Source organism: Bacillus sp. Marseille-P3661, from assembly GCF_900240995.1.
GTDB lineage: Bacteria > Bacillota > Bacilli > Bacillales > Bacillaceae_J > OESV01.
The window spans coordinates 1214156-1232274 of sequence record NZ_LT965954.1 but is presented as its reverse complement, the minus strand read 5'-3'; the positions used below and the strand labels follow the sequence as shown (position 1 = coordinate 1232274).

The window sequence follows — 18119 nt, the reverse complement described above, 5'->3', positions numbered from 1 at the left end:
CAAGATGAGATTTCCCATTACTTTAAGTAAGTAAGATCCCTCAGAGATGATGAGGTAGATAGGTTCGAGGTGGAAGCATGGCGACATGTGGAGCTGACGAATACTAATCGATCGAGGACTTAACCAAGTAGAAAACCTGACACGACTGTTCAGACTCGATGAGCAAATGTTCTTCCGACGAAGAAGTCGATAGACTTCCGGAGGAGGAAGGTTATTTGATCTCGAGAGTCTAGGAGTGGAAGGTGGACAAAATACTACAGTTGAATATGAATGTTTGTTATCTAGTTTTGAGGGAACAATCCTCAAATATAATATGTTTGGTGACGATAGCGAAGAGGTCACACCCGTTCCCATTCCGAACACGGAAGTTAAGCTCTTCAGCGCCGATGGTAGTTGGGGGCTGTCCCCCTGTGAGAGTAGGACGTTGCCAAGCAAAGACAAGGAGTAGCAGAGATGCTGCTCTTTTTTGATGTTTCTAGTAAGTAAAAATAAAAACCGTAAGGTTTTACTATTAGAATTAAATGCAAAATATTAAACAATGGTTAAAATACAAGGTCCGCGGGTTGGGAGGAGCAAGGAGATCAAGGAAATAAGTGGGAGATGCCCGGAACGTATGATTACATCCGGTGAGAACAGAACGAGCGTGGTTGACGCAGAGATCCGCCGCTCTTCGCAAGCCGCGGTTTGAACGTGAAAGTTAAGTTCGAGCACCAATGGTAGTGGAGACTCGAGCGTATACGTCAGGGCATTGCAAAGAACGAACAAAGTAACAAAGATACTGCAATGACATATATCACATCTCTCTAAAATAATTTAATAAATGTGAAGATTTAATATAAGTCTCTTAAATTAATTGACAATGAATCTCATTATCTATATCATTAAGTATAGTTGATAACAGATATCATTATCATTGCAGACCAATGATAATGATTCTCATGGTATGATTTTTGATAAAGATGTTCTCATCTTCTGTTGATCTTTACTGTGAATGGTTTCTTAATTATCTTTTTTTTGCCTAAGATTGATAATTGTTCTCATTGTTTCGAATGCAATGATAATAATTCTCATCTTGGTTTAATAGGAGAAATTACACCAATAATGTTCGGTCTATAAAAGTTTCAATACTGTAGGGGAGAGTTATGAAAAAAAGATATTTAGTAATAGCACTTATTGTTTTATCGATTACTTCATTATTTATTGGTGTGAAGGATATCAATCCTTTGGATCTTTTTACTTTAAGTAATGATCAACTTGAAATTTTAATGATAAGTCGATTTCCGAGACTGGTAAGTATTATCATTGCTGGTGTTAGTATGAGTATCTGTGGTCTAATCATGCAGCAGCTGACAAGAAACAAATTTGTATCACCGACAACTGCGGGTACGGTAGACTCTGCGCGATTTGGGATATTAGTTTCACTTATGTTATTTGCATCAGCAAGCCCTATAGAAAAAATGTTAGTAGCCTTTGTCTTTTCATTAGCCGGTACATTTATCTTTATGAAAATTTTAGATAAGGTCAAGTTTAAAGACGCAATCTTCATACCACTTGTTGGGCTTATGTTTGGGAATATCGTAAGTTCCCTTACAACCTTTTTTGCTTATAAGAATGATATTATTCAGAATATGTCATCGTGGTTACAAGGGAATTTTTCATTAATGATTCAAGGCCGTTATGAACTTTTATACATAAGTATTCCGTTAATGATTGTAGCCTACTTTTTCGCGAATAAGTTTACAATCGCAGGAATGGGTGAGGAGTTTGCAATTAACTTAGGCCTTAATCACAAGCAGGTAGTCAATATTGGATTAATCATTGTAGCTTTAGTTACATCGGTAGTTATTCTTACTGTTGGTATGATCCCGTTTTTAGGCCTGATTATTCCTAATATCGTAACCATATATAATGGTGATAATCTGAAAAAGAACTTGTCCCATACAGCTTTGCTAGGTGCAGTGTTTGTATTAGTCTGTGATATCATCGGACGAGTGATTATTTACCCATATGAGATTGCAATAGGCGTTACAGTAGGGGTAATTGGAAGTGGAATCTTCCTTTACTTATTAATGAGGAGAAAGGCCTATGAGTAATAAAGTTAAATTAATAATTCTTGCAGTGTTATCTATTATACTTGTGGCGGCTTTTTTATTTGTCGATGTTGGGAATAATTGGGACTATGTACTTCCACGTAGAGCAAAAAAGATACTTGCTATTGTTATAACGGGTGGAGTCATTGCATATTCGACTATGATTTTTCAAACCATTACAAATAACCGAATTTTAACACCAAGTTTAATCGGGTTAGATTCACTATACTTATTGATCCAAACCTTTATTATCTTTGTATTTGGGTCAACTAGTTTAACTGCAGTAGACAAAAATATAAACTTTTTAATCTCAGTTTTACTTATGGTTTTATTTGCAGGTATACTTTTTAAAATATTGTTTAAAAGAGAAGGTCAAAATATATATTTTCTTTTATTAGTAGGATTAATATTTGGTACATTTTTTGAAAGTATTTCGTCCTTCATGCAGGTTTTAATAGATCCAAATGAGTTTTTAATTGTTCAAGATCGAATGTTTGCTAGTTTTAATAATGTAAACACAGACTTACTAATCATCTCCATTGTGTTAATTGTCTTAGTATCTTCATACGTATACAGATTTACGAAGTACTTAGATGTTCTTTCATTGGGTAAGGAACAAGCGATCAATTTAGGTGTTGATTATGATTATGTTGTAAAAAGATTGCTAATTGTAATTGCAGTTTTTGTTTCGATTTCAACAGCGTTAGTTGGTCCAATTGTATTTTTAGGATTACTTGTAGCCAATGTTGCTCACGAGTTTTTGAAAACCCATAAACATACGTACTTAATTACAGGTTCTATCTTAATTAGTATCGTTGCTTTGGTAGGCGGACAATTGTTAGTCGAGAGGGTATTTACATTTTCAACAACAATCAGTGTTATTATTAATTTCGTCGGTGGCGTGTACTTTATCTATCTTCTATTAAAGGGGAGTAAATCATGGTAGAGGTAAAAGAAATCTCAAAAAAATATGGAAACAAAGCGGTTGTGGATAATGTCTCTTTAAAAATTAAAAAAGGGAAGATCACGTCATTTATTGGCCCCAATGGTGCTGGGAAAAGTACGGTGCTTTCAATGGTTAGTCGTCTTTTGAAAAAAGATGCAGGTGAAATAATAATCGAAGGGGAAGAGCTATCTCGTTGGAAAAGCACCGAATTGGCTAAAAAGGTTGCCATCCTAAAGCAATCGAACAACATTAATATTCGCTTAACTGTTCGAGAGCTAGTCTCATTTGGACGATTTCCTTATTCCCAAGGAAGATTGACTAAAGCTGATTGGAAACACGTTGATGAAGCGATCGATTATATGGAACTTGGTGATATGCAAGATAAATATCTTGACCAATTAAGTGGTGGCCAAAAACAACGAGCTTATATTGCCATGGTTATCGCACAAGATACGGAGTACATTTTGTTAGATGAGCCACTTAATAATTTAGATATGAAACATTCTGTTCAAATTATGAAAGTATTACGACGTTTAGTGGATGAACTGGGAAAAACAGTTGTTATTGTTATTCACGATATTAACTTTGCATCATGCTACTCTGATTATATTGTTGCATTAAAAGATGGAAAGGTTATTCGCGAAGGTTCAACGGATGAAATCATTAACGAAAAAGTGCTAAAAGAGATTTATGATATGGATATGCAAATTAAAGATATTAACTGTAATAAAATTTGTGTGTATTTTTCATAGTAAAATTTAAAACTATGTATCTATAAACATCATAAACTATTAGGAAAATGGGAGTGTAAAGCAAATGAAAAAGGAGTTATTAATGTTGTTAGTAGTATTATTATTAGCAATCGTAACAGCTGCCTGTGGCTCAAAAGACTCTTCCGAACCAGCTGCTACAACAAATGAAGAGACTACAGGAAATACAGAAGAAAAAGCAACAGAGGAACCAAAAGAATTAACATTCACACATAAGCTTGGGGAAACAACTCTAAAAACTAATCCTGAAAAAGTAGTAGTGTTTGATTTTGGTATTTTAGATTCATTAGATAAGTTAGGTATTGAGGTAACAGGTGTTCCTCAAGCGAATATCCCCTCTTATTTAGAGAAATATGAAGATGCTAAGTATGAAAATGTAGGTGGCCTTAAAGAGCCTGATTTTGAAAAGATTGCGTCTATTGGCCCCGATTTAATTATAATTTCTGCTAGACAAGCGGACATGTACGAAGAATTAAGTGAAATCGCTCCTACGATGTACTTTGATATTGATTATGCAAATTACATGGAATCATTTGCTGCGAACATGAACATCCTTGGTGAAATTTATCAAAAAGAAGATGAAGTAGCTGCAGAATTAGCGGCGATCAATGAAATGGTTGCACCTGTTAAGGAAAAAGCAAGCGCAACTGGTGAAACTGCATTAGTTGTGTTAGCAAACGCAGGGAATATTAGTGCGTATGGTCCGGGCTCAAGATTTGGGATTGTTCATGATGAATTAGGATTCGCACCTGCTGATGCAGACATTGAAGTATCTACACATGGACAAAACGTTTCATTTGAGTATATTCTTGAAAAAAATCCAGATTATTTATTCGTTATTGACCGTGATGCAGCAGTTGGTACTGAATCTTCTGCGAAGCAAACAATTGAAAATGATTTAGTGAAAAAGACAAACGCATATAAAAATGGAAATATTATCTACCTAGATCCAAACTACTGGTATCTATCAGGCGGCGGTTTAATTTCAGTTTCTGAAATGGCCAAAGCGATTGAAAGCACTGTTCAATAATGGAAATTTTAAAAAAGATCTGGCTAATTATTAGCCGGATCTTTTTTGCATTTGCGTAATGGGAATTGTCCCGGATAGTGTAGAAGTTATCGTTGCGGTAAAGAATAGCCGGAATTGTTACCATGAATGCCGAAAAGGAGCAGTGAAGGTAAAAAATAGCTCACCCAAGCATCTCAAAAACCTAAAAATGACAGCAAATCTCCCTTAATCGTGCCGGTATATGCCGGATAAGGCAGATAGGGGTAACGAATAGACGGTAATCGTTACCGTGAATGTGGAAAAGGATCAGTAGCGGTAAGGAATAGAGGGTAATCATTACTATGAATACCGATAAAGCCCAGTGATGGTAACGAATAGCTGGTAATCGTTACCGTGAATGTGGAAAAGGATCAGTAGCGGTAAGGAATAGAGGGTAATCATTACTATGAATACCGATAAAGCCCAGTGATGGTAACGAATAGCTGGTAATCGTTACCGTGAATACCGAAAAAGCGCAGTAGGGGTAACGAATAGTCGGTAATCGTTACCATAAATGTGGAAAAGGATCAGTAGGGGTAACGAATAGTCGGTAATCATTACTATGAATACCGATAAAGCCCAGTGATGGTAACGAATAGCTGGTAATCGTTACCGTGAATGTGGAAAAGGATCATTAGCGGTAAGGAATAGTCGGTAATCGTTACCATAAATGCCGAAAAGGAGCAGCGAAGGTAACGAATAGTCGCTAATCGTTACCGTAAATGCCGAAAAGGAGCAGTGAAGGTGAAGAATAGCTCAGCCAAGCAGCTCAAAAACCCAAAAATGACAGCAAATCTCCCTTAATCGTGCCGGTATATGCCGGATAAGGCAGGTAGCGGTAACGAATATTCGCTAATCGTTACCATAAATGCCGAAAAGGAGCAGCGAAGGTAACGAATAGTCGGTAATCGTTACTATGAATGTCGAAAAAGCGCAGTAGCGGTAACGAATAGTCGGTAATCGTTACCATAAATGCCGAAAAGGAGCAGCGAAGGTAACGAATAGTCGGTAATCGTTACTATGAATGTCGAAAAAGCGCAGTGAAGGTAACGAATAGCTATTAATCGTACCATAGAATGCTGAAATAGAGGTCAACTGTAATGAATAACAAACAAAAGCACCTACAGAATAAAACCATCTATAGAGCTGTAACAAATAATCTTTAAGCATCTCTCTACTACTCTGGACCCTACTTCAGAGCATACATTAATTTTCAATTTTCTTTATTGAAACCCTATGTTTATGTTGATCATCTGGGATAAGTCGGTGAAGATGAATGATAAGTAATCCGTTTTGGTAAGTTGCATCGACACGATCGTCTTTAACAGGGAAAGGTAAATTTATTTTTCTTTCAAAATGTCCACTATACAGTTCATCCTGTGTGAGACGAAATCCCTTATAACGCAAATTAATGGTTCCTTTTAATTCAATTGCTTGGTAATCAATATAGACATCAACATTATTCATATCATCTAATCCCGGAATGCTTGCTAGTACTAGTACTTCATTTTCAGTTTGATAGACGTTAACTTGTGGAAAATGATTGTATTTAAAGATGCCTTCAAAGCTATTTAGAAAGTCTTCGCCCATAAAGGAGTCTAAATTTTTGCGCCATTCATGCCAATTCTTAAATGGATCCATCAACTTTTGCCCCCTTAAGTAAAATAAAATAGTTAATATCTCAAAAGTCCCAAGTAATATGTTTTCATACATCTTAGTTTATGGGCTTATATAAAATAGGTGTATGTCCCATTTGAGTAGTTTCTGTTTTTCAGTTTTTGTTGTTCTAAAAAAAATACACCGGAATTTTCATTTGTGGGCAAAATCCGTGTTTTTCTAAATTTGTTCAGGTAGAATGGGAAACACTAAAACTAAAGGTGGTGCTCATCAGAATGCTAGAAAACTCCGTTGTAATGGTTGCGATCATATTAATAATAAATATTGTCTATGTATCGTTTTTTACTATTAGGATGATTTTAACGTTAAAAGGTCAGCGATATTTGGCTGCATTACTTAGTACAGTTGAAGTTGTAATTTATGTTGTTGGTTTGGGACTTGTCTTGGATAATTTGAATGAAATACATAATTTAATTGCATACGCGGTGGGCTATGGCTTGGGGGTTTTAGCTGGTATGAAAATTGAAGAAAAGCTTGCGCTAGGCTATATTACTGTTAACGTTATAACAAAGGAATATGACTTGCAGTTTACCAAAATGTTGCGTGAAAAGGGCTACGGTGTAACAAGTTGGATGGCATACGGAATGGAAGGAGACCGTTTAGCGATGCAAATTCTTACTCCAAGAAAATCAGAGCGGAAACTTTATGAAACCATTCAAGACATTGATCCCAAAGCTTTTATAATCTCATATGAGCCTAAAACCATACATGGCGGTTTTTGGGTAAAGGCTGTCAGAAAAGGAAGGTTAAATCAATGAGCAATAAGCCAAAAAAAATGAAGTTCTATGTCGAAGATACCGAAACAATTTCTGATTGTTTAGCAAGAATGGACAAGGAAGGATATCGACCAACGAGAAGAATGGAAGAGCCCGTTTTCATTGAAGAAAAGGAAAATGGAAAGATAGTGCAAAAACATCATAAGCAAAAAATCGTATTCGAAGGAATATTAAAGTAAAATACGAACATTAACCAAAAATATTTACGTATTGTTCGCGATATTAGTTGACTCTTATATGATACCTTGTTAAGATGTATATAGATAATTTAATAAACGAATACAAAACAACCTCATATAATCATGGGAATATGGCCCAAAAGTATCTACCCGATTACCGTAAATAATCGGACTATGGGGAAGGTAATGATAGCATCGGAGACGTATTTCGTTCATAAAGATAGTTTGTTTATCTTTATGGTTAACTATGTCCAGGTGTAGATTGCTTTCTCTTATAAGCAACTCTACACCTGGACTTTTTTATGTTATTGGGGAAATATTAATACTAGGCGCTGTTGTTGCGAAAATTGTAATATTTTATCTTTTTTTGCTGAAAAAAATAACAAATAATGGGGACTTTGAATTTAGCTCTATGGTAAACTGCGAGTAAGCTATCCGTTCAAGTCGACATTTGTCACTATAAATTAGGGGGAGTTTTTCCATGGATAAACCTTTAGTAGGTGTAGTTATGGGAAGTACATCTGATTGGAGTACGATGGAGCATGCTTGCACAATTCTAGAAGAATGTGAAATTCCTTTTGAAAAAAAGGTAGTTTCAGCACATCGCACACCAGACTTAATGTTTGAATACGCAGAACAAGCAAAAACCAGAGGTATTAAAATAATCATTGCTGGTGCGGGTGGCGCAGCCCATTTACCCGGGATGATTGCTGCCAAAACAACATTACCAGTCATTGGCGTACCTGTTCAATCAAAAGCACTTAATGGCTTAGATTCGCTACTATCAATTGTGCAAATGCCAGGGGGTGTTCCGGTAGCTACAGTAGCAATTGGCAAAGCTGGGGCAACGAATGCAGGACTGTTAGCTGCACAAATACTAGGTACGCAGTTTCCGGAAATTGATGAACGATTAGTCGCAAGACGTGAGAAAATTCGCCAAGAAGTGCTAGAAAGTAGTGATCAGCTTGTCTAGGAAAACCATCTTACCTGGAAAATATATTGGAATTATCGGCGGGGGACAGCTAGGCCGGATGATGGCGATTGCTGCGAAAGAAATGGGCTATAAAATAGCTGTATTAGAGCCGACAAAAAACTCTCCGTGCGCTCAGGTTGCAGATATAGAAATAAATGCACCGTACGATGACTTAGATGCTGCAAAACAGCTTGCTGAGATATGTGAGGTCATTACTTATGAATTTGAAAATGTCGACCACGTTGTATTAAATTGGCTTGAAGAAAATTCGTATCTACCACAGGGCAGCGAGTTAATTAAGATTACACAAGACCGTGCAAATGAAAAACAAGCGATAGAGAAAAGCGGTGCCAAGGTCGCGCCATATTACTTGGTTAATAGTGTAGAAGATTTGCTCAGAGGTACCGAAATAATCGGAATACCTTCTGTGTTAAAAACTTGTCGTGGTGGCTATGACGGAAAAGGTCAAGTTGTAATTAGAGAAGATCAAGAGCTCTCTCTGGCACAGCAGCTGCTAAAACATGGCCAATGCGTGCTTGAGAAATGGATTCCATTTCAAAAAGAGATTTCGGTCATTGTAACGAGAAACGTATCTGGTGAAGTCACAACCTTTCCTGTTGGTGAGAATATTCACCAGGATAATATTTTAATAGAAACGATCGTTCCAGCTAGAATTTCTAAAGAAGTAGCTCAGTCTGCAACTACTTTGGCGATTCAGCTAGCAGAATCAATGGATATGATAGGAACACTTGCTGTTGAAATGTTCTTAACGAAGGACAACGAAATATTTATTAATGAACTTGCTCCACGTCCTCATAATTCGGGGCATTATACAATGGATGCTTGTGAAACATCACAGTTTGCTCAACATATCCGTGCTGTTTGTGATTGGCCTTTAGGAAAGACGACTTTACTAAAACCAGTTGTGATGGGGAATATTCTAGGTGAGCATGTTGAGCCGATATTCAATCACATCGAGCAATTTGCAAATTGCAAATTACATTTATATGGAAAAGCAGAAGTAAAGATGAAAAGGAAAATGGGGCATCTTAATATCGTAGCAGATACGGTAAATGAGGCCATTGAAAAATTTAATGAACTTAAAATTTGGAATGAGTAAGTCAACTACAAGCAGTGGGTGGACATCCATCGTACCTGTTGAATGGTTAATAACGGAATAAAGGAAAGTTGAAAGGGGACTAAATATATGATAGAACGTTATACCCGACCTGAAATGGCAGCAATTTGGACAGAGGAAAATAAATTCAAGGCATGGTTGGAAGTTGAAATTTTAGCATGTGAAGCATGGGCAGAGCTCGGTGAAATTCCAAAAGAAGACGTAAAAAAACTACGTGAAAATGCTTCGTTTGATATCAATAGAATTAATGAAATCGAATTAGAAACTCGCCATGATGTTGTTGCTTTTACACGAGCAGTATCTGAGACACTGGGCGAAGAGCGTAAATGGGTTCATTATGGATTAACTTCAACTGACGTGGTTGATACAGCATTATCATACTTATTACGACAAGCAAATGAAATTTTAGAAAAAGATATTAAAAATTTCATTGAAATCCTTAAAGAAAAAGCAATTGAGCATAAATACACAGTGATGATGGGACGTACACATGGTGTACATGCTGAGCCAACTACATTCGGATTAAAGCTTGCGCTATGGCATCAAGAAATGACGCGTAACCTAGAGAGATTCCAACAAGCTGTTGAAGGTATTCGTGTAGGAAAGATATCAGGAGCTGTAGGTACGTATGCTAATATTGACCCATTTGTAGAGCAATATGTTTGTGAAAACTTAGGAATCAAAGCAGCACCAATTTCAACGCAAACACTACAACGTGACCGTCATGCGGATTATATGGCTGCTCTAGCACTTGTTGCAACATCGATCGAAAAATTTGCTGTAGAGATTCGCGGCTTACAAAAGAGTGAAACAAGAGAAGTTGAAGAATTCTTCGCAAAAGGACAAAAGGGTTCATCAGCAATGCCGCATAAACGCAATCCAATTGGCTCTGAAAACATGGCTGGATTAGCTCGAGTGATTCGCGGTTATATGATGACAGCATATGAGAACGTGCCGTTATGGCATGAGCGTGATATTTCACATTCTTCAGCAGAGCGTATCATTTTACCAGATGCAACGATTGCCTTGAACTATATGCTAAACCGCTTTGGAAATATAGTGAAAAACCTAACTGTGTTCCCAGAGAATATGAAGCGAAACATGGAAAGAACGTATGGTTTAATCTACTCACAACGTGTGCTCTTAGCACTAATTGATAAAGGGATGTCAAGAGAAAATGCATATGATCTTGTACAGCCAAAAGCAATGGAAGCTTGGGAAACACAAGTTCAATTCCGTTCATTAGTTGAAGCTGAAGAGCAAATTACGAGGTTATTAAGCCCAGAAGAAATTGCAGATTGCTTTGACTACAATTACCACTTGAAGAATGTAGATATGATCTTTGAACGTCTTGAGCTTAAATAGATTACCACAACCTTTTCCGCAATTAAGTAAACTTCACTTAGTTGCGGAAATCTAAAGGGCATTTTTTGATGTCATGTACGGATAGGAGAGACATCTCCAGCTATAAATATTAAATTATATTGGATGCGGAGGAGCCCAACATGCAAAAAGGGAATTTGTTATACGAAGGTAAAGCGAAAAGAATTTATAGTACGGATGAGGAAAATATTGTTTGGGTGGAGTACAAGGATGATGCAACAGCTTTTAATGGTGAAAAGAAGGCTCAAATCACAGGTAAAGGTCGCTTAAATAATGAAATTACTTCCTTGTTATTTGCTCTATTAACTGAAGCTGGAGTACCTAATCATTTTGTTGAAAGATTATCAGATACAGAACAGCTCGTTAAGAAGGTTAAAATTATTCCACTTGAAGTTGTCGTTAGAAACATAATCGCTGGCAGCCTTTCAAAAAGAATTGGGGTAGAAGAAGGGGTAACTATGGAAACTCCAATTGTCGAATTCTATTATAAAGATGATGCGCTGGGTGATCCGCTTATCAATAATGATCATATTCGTTATTTAAATATCGCAACAGATGAACAGCTAGTACAAATTCGAGAAATGGCTCTTAAGATTAATGATATTTTAGTAGCATATTTTACAGATAGAGAAATTCGTTTAGTTGATTTTAAATTAGAGTTTGGGGTTACAGAACAAGGTGAAGTAATCCTAGCAGATGAAGTTTCACCTGATACATGCCGTCTATGGGATAAAAACACAAACCAGAAATTTGATAAAGATGTATTTCGTCGCGATCTAGGAAGTTTAACAGATGCATATGAAGAAATTTTAAAACGATTAGGGGGAGCATCAACATGTTCAAAGTAAAAGTATATATTACGCTAAGAGAAAGTGTATTAGATCCTCAAGGAGTAGCTGTAAAAAAATCATTGCACACGATGTCTTACAACGAAGTAGCAGATGTGCGTATTGGTAAGTACCTAGAATTAACACTTGATAAGGATACACAAGATGTTGAGCAAAAGGTTAAAGAAATGTGTGATCGGTTATTAGCTAATCCAGTTATTGAAGACTATCGTTTTGAAATTGAGGAGGTTGTGGCTCAGTGAAATTCGCTGTTATAGTATTTCCAGGTTCGAATTGCGATATCGACATGTATCATGCGATAAAGGACGAATTAGGTGAAGAAGTTGAGTATGTTTGGCACACAGAGTCTGATTTAGGCCAGTATGATGGTATTTTATTACCTGGCGGCTTTTCTTACGGGGATTATCTTCGCTGCGGAGCAATTTCTCGTTTTTCAAACGTAATGGAAGCGGTGATTCAAGCTGCTAAAGATGGAAAGCCTGTTTTAGGTGTTTGTAACGGATTTCAAATTTTACTAGAATCAGGACTTCTTCCAGGGGCAATGAAACGCAACAACAACTTAAAGTTTATGTGCCGCCCTGTTGAACTTGAGGTTTGTAACAATGAAACAATGTTTACAAGTGAATATAAAAAAGGCGAGATCATTACAATTCCAATTGCGCACGGCGAAGGCAATTATGAATGTGATGATGCAACATTAAAGGAATTAGAAGAAAATAACCGCATTGTGTTCCGTTATCATGGAACAAATCCAAATGGATCAAAAGCGGATATTGCTGGAATTATTAATGAAACGGGAAATGTATTAGGTATGATGCCACACCCAGAGCGTGCTGTTGATGAGTTACTAGGTAGTGCTGATGGATTGGCAATGTTTAAATCAATTTTGAAAACTTGGAGGGAAGCAAATGTCGTTACTTCTTGAACCTACAGCAGAACAAATTAAACAAGATAAAATATACAAAGAAATGGGTTTAAGTGATGAAGAGTTTGCGATGGTGGAAGAAATCTTAGGACGTCTTCCAAACTATACAGAGCTTGGCTTATTTTCGGTAATGTGGTCTGAGCATTGTAGTTATAAAAACTCTAAGCCTGTCCTTCGCAAATTCCCAACGAGCGGTGAGCGTGTTCTCCAAGGGCCTGGTGAAGGCGCAGGGATCGTAGATATCGGTGATAATCAAGCGGTTGTTTTCAAAATTGAAAGTCATAACCATCCTTCTGCAGTTGAGCCTTATCAAGGCGCTGCAACAGGTGTTGGCGGAATCATTCGCGATGTTTTCTCGATGGGTGCACGTCCGATTGCGATTTTAGACTCTCTTCGTTTTGGTGAGTTAAATACACCACGTACGAAATATTTATTCGAAGAAATTGTTCACGGTATTGCAGGATACGGTAACTGCATCGGAATTCCAACCGTTGGTGGAGAAATTCAATTTGACCCTTCTTATGAGGGTAATCCATTAGTAAATGCAATGTGCGTTGGATTAATTAATCATGAAGATATTAAAAAAGGTCAAGCTAAAGGTGTTGGCAATACAGTTATGTATGTGGGTGCAACCACAGGCCGCGACGGTATACATGGTGCTACATTTGCCTCTGAGGAATTAAATGAATCTTCGGAGTCGAAACGCCCGGCTGTACAAGTTGGCGATCCTTTTATGGAAAAGCTTTTACTTGAAGCTTGTTTAGAACTGGTAAAGTGTGATGCATTAGTAGGTATTCAGGACATGGGCGCAGCTGGCTTAACGTCATCATCAAGTGAAATGGCAAGTAAGGCGGGGTCAGGTATTGAAATGAATCTAGACCTTGTTCCACAACGTGAAACAGGAATGTCAGCTTATGAGATGATGCTATCTGAATCTCAAGAAAGAATGTTACTAGTTGTTGAAAAAGGCCGTGAGCAAGAGATTGTAGATATTTGTGAAAAGTATGGTCTTGAAGCAGTGGCGATCGGAAAAGTTACAGACGATAAATCATTGCGTTTATATCATAAAGGTGAAGTCGTAGCAGATGTTCCAGTTGATGCATTAGCTGAGGATGCACCTGTATATCACAAGCCATCTAAAGAGCCTGCATACTATCAGGAATTTCAAGCACAAGATTCATATATCCCATCGGTGACTGACTATAAACAAACATTAATTGATTTATTAAGTCAGCCAACGATTGCTAGCAAAGAGTATGTTTTTGATCAATATGATTATATGGTTCGAACAAACACAGTTGTGGCCCCGGGTTCAGATGCAGCAGTTTTACGAGTTCGTGGAACAAATAAAGCACTAGCAATGACAACAGATTGTAATTCACGTTACATTTACTTAGACCCAGAGGTTGGCGGTAAAATTGCTGTTAGTGAAGCAGCACGAAATATTGTATGCTCTGGTGGGGAGCCACTTGCTATTACAGATTGCTTAAACTTTGGTAGCCCTGAGAAACCTGAGATTTTCTGGCAAATCGAAAAAGCAACAGATGGTATGAGTGAAGCATGTAACGTACTAAGTACACCTGTAATTGGCGGAAACGTGTCTTTATATAATGAAACAAACGGTGTAGCAATTTACCCTACTCCGGTAGTAGGTATGGTTGGTTTAATCGAAGATACAAAACATATTACAACACAAAACTTCAAGCAAGCCGGTGACTTAGTATATGTAATCGGTGAGGCGAAATCTGAGTTTGGTGGAAGTGAGTTACAAAAGATGCTTGAAGGCCGTATTTACGGAAAGGCACCAGAGCTTAACTTAGAAACTGAGTCGAAGCGTCAACAACAAGTATTAGCTGCGATTAAATCAGGACTTGTTCAGTCTGCACATGATGTTGCAGAAGGTGGCTTAGCGGTCGCTGTTGCTGAGTGTTTAATGAAGGATGAAACACTTGGAGCGAGCATTACTGTCAATGGCGATGCGGTAACTGCGCTATTTAGTGAATCCCAATCGCGATTTATTATTTCAGTTAGTAAAGAAAATCAAGCACAATTTGAAAAGCTTGTGGAAGCTACTTTAATCGGTGAAGTGACACAAAGCGGTATGTTATCAATTCAAAATGAAAATGAAGAAACTATATTATCAGCTCAAACCGCTGAATTAAAAGCTGCTTGGAAAGGAGCTATCCCATGCTTGCTGAAATAAGAGGGTTAAATGAAGAATGTGGTGTTTTTGGGGTGTGGGGACATCCTGATGCAGCGCAAATGACTTATTATGGCTTGCATAGTTTACAACATCGTGGTCAAGAAGGCGCAGGAATTGTTGTTTCGGATGGTAATGAATTAAAGCTTGAAAAAGGCTTGGGCTTAGTAACAGAGGTTTTTGGTGAAGGTGAGCTGAAAAACCTATCTGGAAATGCCGCAATTGGTCATGTTCGTTATTCAACAGCGGGAGGCGGTGGCTATGAGAATGTGCAGCCTCTGCTGTTCCGTTCTCAACAAGGCAGTATTGCGCTTGCACATAACGGAAATTTAGTAAATGTAAATGGACTAAAAAATCAACTAGAGCATCAAGGTTCAATTTTTCAAACAACATCTGATACAGAAGTGCTGGCACACTTAATTCGCCGTGGTGGTTTCTCCAAAATTGAAGAGCAAGTAAAAAATGCTTTAACAATGATCAAGGGCGCTTATGCATTTTTGATTTTAACAGAAGATAAATTAATGGTAGCTCTAGATCCGAATGGTTTACGTCCATTATCAATTGGTCGCATCGGTGATGCTTATGTTGTTGCATCAGAAACATGTGCATTTGATGTTGTGGGTGCACAATATCTCCGTGAGGTAGATCCAGGGGAACTATTGATTATAAGTAATGAGGGAATCCGCTCAGAGCGTTTTACTATAAATGTGAATCGTTCTATCTGTAGCATGGAGTATGTCTATTTTGCCCGCCCTGACAGTAATGTTGGTGGTATTAATGTTCATAGCTCTCGTAAAAGACTTGGGAAACAATTGGCAATCGAATCCCCAGTTCAGGCTGATGTAGTAACGGGAGTACCTGATTCAAGTATATCAGCAGCAATCGGTTATGCAGAATATTCAGGTATCCCATATGAATTAGGTCTGATAAAAAATAGATATGTAGGCCGAACATTTATTCAGCCTTCACAGGAATTACGTGAACGCGGTGTTAAAATGAAACTATCACCTGTTCGTGGAGTTGTTGAGGGTAAACGCGTAGTTATGGTTGATGACTCGATTGTTCGTGGAACGACAAGTAGGCGGATTGTAAAAATGTTGCGTGAAGCGGGTGCGACAGAAGTTCATGTAAGAATTTCATCACCAGCAATTAAGAATCCTTGCTTCTACGGCATTGATATATCGTCAACTAAAGAGTTGCTTGCAGCTACACATACGCTTGAAGAAATGTGTGAAGAAATTGGTGCAGATTCACTTGCGTTTTTATCAACAGATGGCATGTTAGAAGCGATTGGCAGAAGTAGTCAAGAAGAGAATCATGGACAATGTTTAGCTTGTTTCACAGGGAAATACCCGACAGAGATTTATATAGATAATAACAATTCTCAGGAAAATGTAAAAACACCAGTTAGTGCAGGATCCAAAGATTAATACCTTTTTGTACTTTAAAAAAGTTTAACTTCATTGAGGATTAAAGTATAAGAAAAACACTATAATTTGCCGTCACTCGGCAAATTATATGTTTTTCTAAAAAGAGGAGATTATATAATGTCAAATGTTTATAAAAATGCCGGAGTAGATATCGAAGCAGGCTATGAAGCGGTACAACGAATGAAAAAGCACGTTCAGAAAACAATTCGACCAGAGGTTATCGGGGGTCTAGGCGGATTTGGCGGAATGTTTGATCTTTCAAAAGTGAACGTTAAAGAGCCAGTATTAATTTCGGGAACAGACGGTGTTGGAACGAAACTAATGCTAGCATTTATGATGGATAAACACGATACAATTGGGATTGATTGTGTCGCAATGTGCGTAAATGATATTGTTGTGCAAGGAGCTGAACCACTCTATTTTCTAGACTATATCGCTTGTGGGAAGGCAGCGCCGGAGAAGATTGAAATGATCGTTAAAGGAGTTGCTGATGGGTGTGAACAGGCAGGCAGTGCGCTTGTAGGTGGAGAAACTGCAGAAATGCCTGGAATGTATGATATAGATGAATACGACCTAGCTGGTTTTGCTGTTGGGGTTGCTGAGAAATCTAAGCTAATTACAGGTCAATCAATTGAAGACGGGAACGTATTAATTGGTATCGCATCTAGCGGAATTCATAGCAACGGCTATTCACTTGTTCGTAAAGTCTTGCTAGAGGACGGAAAGCTTGACTTGCATCAAACATATGAAGGCCTTGGTGGTAGTCTAGGGGAAGAATTACTGCGCCCGACTAAAATATACGTAAAACCTTTATTAGAACTTATGAAGAAATTTGATATTAAGGGTTTAGCGCATATAACAGGCGGGGGCTTTATTGAGAATATCCCAAGGATGTTGCCGGAGGGTTTGGCTGCTGAAATAATAGAAGGTTCATGGCCGATTTTACCAATCTTTGATTTGATTTCTAAAACCGGTGATATTCAACAAGCAGAGTTGTTCAATGTATTTAATATGGGTATTGGTATGGTAGCAGCAGTAAAAGCGGAAGATGCCACTGAAATTGTTAGCACGCTTGAATCATTAGGGGAAAAAGCATATATTATTGGTCAAGTTACGAAAGGTGAGGGCGTAACATTTCGTGGGGGAAATAGCGAATGAAAAAAGTAGCAGTATTTGCCTCTGGGAACGGCTCAAACTTTCAAGCTATTATTGATGCTATTAAGGTAGATGAACTATCGTGCGAGGTAGCGATGCTTATTTGTGACCGTCCTGATGCAAAATGTATAAACAGGGCTGAAACAGCGGATATCCCGACATTTGCTTTCATTCCAAAAGAGTTTGAAAGGAAAGCTGACTACGAAGCCGAAATACTAGCGAAGTTACAACCACTAGATGTTGATTTAATCGTGTTAGCAGGATATATGAGATTAATAGGCGGTACGCTATTATCTGCATATGAAGGGCGAATCATTAATATTCACCCTTCTCTTTTGCCTGCTTTCCCTGGAAAGGACGCAATTGGACAAGCCTTTCAAGCTAAGGTGAAAGTGACAGGAGTTACAATACATTACGTTGACGAAGGTATGGACACAGGGCCGATTATAGCACAAGAGACGGTTACGGTTGATGAAGATGAGACATATGAAAGTCTTGAAGTCAAAATTCAAAAAGTTGAGCATCGCTTATACCCAAGTACGTTGAATAAATTACTTGCAAAGATTTAAATACATGTGCGG

17 protein-coding genes, 2 rRNA genes and 1 riboswitch are annotated in these 18119 nt (G+C 37.8%); of the genes, 18 read left to right on the top strand and 1 reads right to left on the bottom strand.

Annotated elements, in window-relative coordinates; genetic code table 11:
* From C1724_RS17025 to C1724_RS17000, 6 genes are all read left to right on the top strand, one after another.
* A 23S ribosomal RNA gene (locus C1724_RS17025) occupies positions 1-127 on the top strand; the annotation flags it as partial.
* Between the two features lie 189 nt (positions 128-316).
* Positions 317-433, top strand: a 5S ribosomal RNA gene (rrf, locus tag C1724_RS17020).
* Positions 434-1142: 709 nt separating this feature from the next.
* Complete coding sequence (locus tag C1724_RS17015; protein ID WP_102347894.1) at positions 1143-2093, top strand: ABC transporter permease; 951 nt, start codon at positions 1143-1145, stop codon at positions 2091-2093.
* Complete coding sequence (locus C1724_RS17010) at positions 2086-3036, top strand: iron chelate uptake ABC transporter family permease subunit (protein WP_102347893.1); 951 nt, start codon at positions 2086-2088, stop codon at positions 3034-3036. Before C1724_RS17015 ends, C1724_RS17010 begins: the two co-directional genes overlap by 8 nt.
* The gene (locus tag C1724_RS17005) at positions 3030-3788 is read left to right on the top strand and encodes an iron ABC transporter ATP-binding protein (protein WP_102347892.1); all 759 of its coding nucleotides are present in this window, start codon (positions 3030-3032) and stop codon (positions 3786-3788) included. Before C1724_RS17010 ends, C1724_RS17005 begins: the two co-directional genes overlap by 7 nt.
* Before the next feature lie 64 nt (positions 3789-3852).
* Positions 3853-4836: a siderophore ABC transporter substrate-binding protein gene (locus C1724_RS17000; protein WP_102347891.1), complete on the top strand. Its 984-nt coding sequence runs from the start codon at positions 3853-3855 to the stop codon at positions 4834-4836.
* Positions 4837-6060: 1224 nt separating this feature from the next.
* Here C1724_RS17000 and C1724_RS16995 read toward each other — a convergent pair.
* Positions 6061-6495 carry an Hsp20/alpha crystallin family protein gene (locus C1724_RS16995; protein ID WP_102347890.1) on the bottom strand — a complete coding sequence of 145 codons (435 nt, stop codon included), beginning with the start codon at positions 6493-6495 and terminating at the stop codon, positions 6061-6063.
* Positions 6496-6746: 251 nt separating this feature from the next.
* Here C1724_RS16995 and C1724_RS16990 point away from each other — a divergent pair, with 251 nt between their 5' ends.
* From C1724_RS16990 to purN, 12 genes are all read left to right on the top strand, one after another.
* The gene (locus C1724_RS16990) at positions 6747-7289 is read left to right on the top strand and encodes a DUF2179 domain-containing protein (protein WP_102347889.1); all 543 of its coding nucleotides are present in this window, start codon (positions 6747-6749) and stop codon (positions 7287-7289) included.
* The gene (locus C1724_RS16985) at positions 7286-7486 is read left to right on the top strand and encodes an NETI motif-containing protein (RefSeq protein WP_102347888.1); all 201 of its coding nucleotides are present in this window, start codon (positions 7286-7288) and stop codon (positions 7484-7486) included. Before C1724_RS16990 ends, C1724_RS16985 begins: the two co-directional genes overlap by 4 nt.
* Before the next feature lie 93 nt (positions 7487-7579).
* Positions 7580-7681: riboswitch (purine riboswitch) on the top strand.
* Between the two features lie 286 nt (positions 7682-7967).
* Positions 7968-8459: a 5-(carboxyamino)imidazole ribonucleotide mutase gene (purE, locus tag C1724_RS16980; RefSeq protein ID WP_102347887.1), complete on the top strand. Its 492-nt coding sequence runs from the start codon at positions 7968-7970 to the stop codon at positions 8457-8459.
* A complete protein-coding gene (purK, locus tag C1724_RS16975) occupies positions 8452-9579 on the top strand; it encodes a 5-(carboxyamino)imidazole ribonucleotide synthase (RefSeq protein WP_102347886.1) in 1128 nt (375 codons plus the stop codon). The genes purE and purK overlap by 8 nt, the downstream gene beginning before the upstream one ends.
* An 87-nt stretch (positions 9580-9666) precedes the next feature.
* Positions 9667-10962, top strand: coding sequence for an adenylosuccinate lyase (gene purB, locus C1724_RS16970; RefSeq protein ID WP_102347885.1), 1296 nt, complete (start codon positions 9667-9669; stop codon positions 10960-10962).
* 140 nt (positions 10963-11102) lie between these two features.
* Complete coding sequence (gene purC, locus C1724_RS16965) at positions 11103-11828, top strand: phosphoribosylaminoimidazolesuccinocarboxamide synthase (RefSeq protein WP_102347884.1); 726 nt, start codon at positions 11103-11105, stop codon at positions 11826-11828.
* Positions 11816-12070 (top strand): phosphoribosylformylglycinamidine synthase subunit PurS, encoded by a 255-nt coding sequence (purS, locus tag C1724_RS16960; RefSeq protein WP_102347883.1) that lies wholly within the window; start codon positions 11816-11818, stop codon positions 12068-12070. Before purC ends, purS begins: the two co-directional genes overlap by 13 nt.
* Complete coding sequence (gene purQ / locus C1724_RS16955) at positions 12067-12753, top strand: phosphoribosylformylglycinamidine synthase subunit PurQ (protein ID WP_102347882.1); 687 nt, start codon at positions 12067-12069, stop codon at positions 12751-12753. The genes purS and purQ overlap by 4 nt, the downstream gene beginning before the upstream one ends.
* Positions 12737-14956 (top strand): phosphoribosylformylglycinamidine synthase subunit PurL, encoded by a 2220-nt coding sequence (gene purL / locus C1724_RS16950; RefSeq protein WP_102347881.1) that lies wholly within the window; start codon positions 12737-12739, stop codon positions 14954-14956. The genes purQ and purL overlap by 17 nt, the downstream gene beginning before the upstream one ends.
* Positions 14941-16383, top strand: coding sequence for an amidophosphoribosyltransferase (gene purF / locus C1724_RS16945; RefSeq protein WP_102347880.1), 1443 nt, complete (start codon positions 14941-14943; stop codon positions 16381-16383). Before purL ends, purF begins: the two co-directional genes overlap by 16 nt.
* 117 nt (positions 16384-16500) lie before the next feature.
* Positions 16501-17541 carry a phosphoribosylformylglycinamidine cyclo-ligase gene (gene purM / locus C1724_RS16940; protein ID WP_102347879.1) on the top strand — a complete coding sequence of 347 codons (1041 nt, stop codon included), beginning with the start codon at positions 16501-16503 and terminating at the stop codon, positions 17539-17541.
* Positions 17538-18107 carry a phosphoribosylglycinamide formyltransferase gene (gene purN / locus C1724_RS16935; RefSeq protein WP_102347878.1) on the top strand — a complete coding sequence of 190 codons (570 nt, stop codon included), beginning with the start codon at positions 17538-17540 and terminating at the stop codon, positions 18105-18107. The genes purM and purN overlap by 4 nt, the downstream gene beginning before the upstream one ends.
* Positions 18108-18119 lie beyond the last annotated feature (12 nt).

Bases quoted from the DNA above. Each gene is read 5' to 3' on its own strand.
- C1724_RS17015 (WP_102347894.1), top strand. From the start codon at position 1,143: ATGAAAAAAAGATATTTAGTAATAGCACTTATTGTTTTATCGATTACT.
- C1724_RS17010 (WP_102347893.1), top strand. From the start codon at position 2,086: ATGAGTAATAAAGTTAAATTAATAATTCTTGCAGTGTTATCTATTATA.
- C1724_RS17005 (WP_102347892.1), top strand. From the start codon at position 3,030: ATGGTAGAGGTAAAAGAAATCTCAAAAAAATATGGAAACAAAGCGGTT.
- C1724_RS17000 (WP_102347891.1), top strand. From the start codon at position 3,853: ATGAAAAAGGAGTTATTAATGTTGTTAGTAGTATTATTATTAGCAATC.
- C1724_RS16995 (WP_102347890.1), bottom strand. From the start codon at position 6,495: ATGGATCCATTTAAGAATTGGCATGAATGGCGCAAAAATTTAGACTCC.
- C1724_RS16990 (WP_102347889.1), top strand. From the start codon at position 6,747: ATGCTAGAAAACTCCGTTGTAATGGTTGCGATCATATTAATAATAAAT.
- C1724_RS16985 (WP_102347888.1), top strand. From the start codon at position 7,286: ATGAGCAATAAGCCAAAAAAAATGAAGTTCTATGTCGAAGATACCGAA.
- purE (WP_102347887.1), top strand. From the start codon at position 7,968: ATGGATAAACCTTTAGTAGGTGTAGTTATGGGAAGTACATCTGATTGG.
- purB (WP_102347885.1), top strand. From the start codon at position 9,667: ATGATAGAACGTTATACCCGACCTGAAATGGCAGCAATTTGGACAGAG.
- purC (WP_102347884.1), top strand. From the start codon at position 11,103: ATGCAAAAAGGGAATTTGTTATACGAAGGTAAAGCGAAAAGAATTTAT.
- purS (WP_102347883.1), top strand. From the start codon at position 11,816: ATGTTCAAAGTAAAAGTATATATTACGCTAAGAGAAAGTGTATTAGAT.
- purL (WP_102347881.1), top strand. From the start codon at position 12,737: ATGTCGTTACTTCTTGAACCTACAGCAGAACAAATTAAACAAGATAAA.
- purF (WP_102347880.1), top strand. From the start codon at position 14,941: ATGCTTGCTGAAATAAGAGGGTTAAATGAAGAATGTGGTGTTTTTGGG.
- purM (WP_102347879.1), top strand. From the start codon at position 16,501: ATGTCAAATGTTTATAAAAATGCCGGAGTAGATATCGAAGCAGGCTAT.
- purN (WP_102347878.1), top strand. From the start codon at position 17,538: ATGAAAAAAGTAGCAGTATTTGCCTCTGGGAACGGCTCAAACTTTCAA.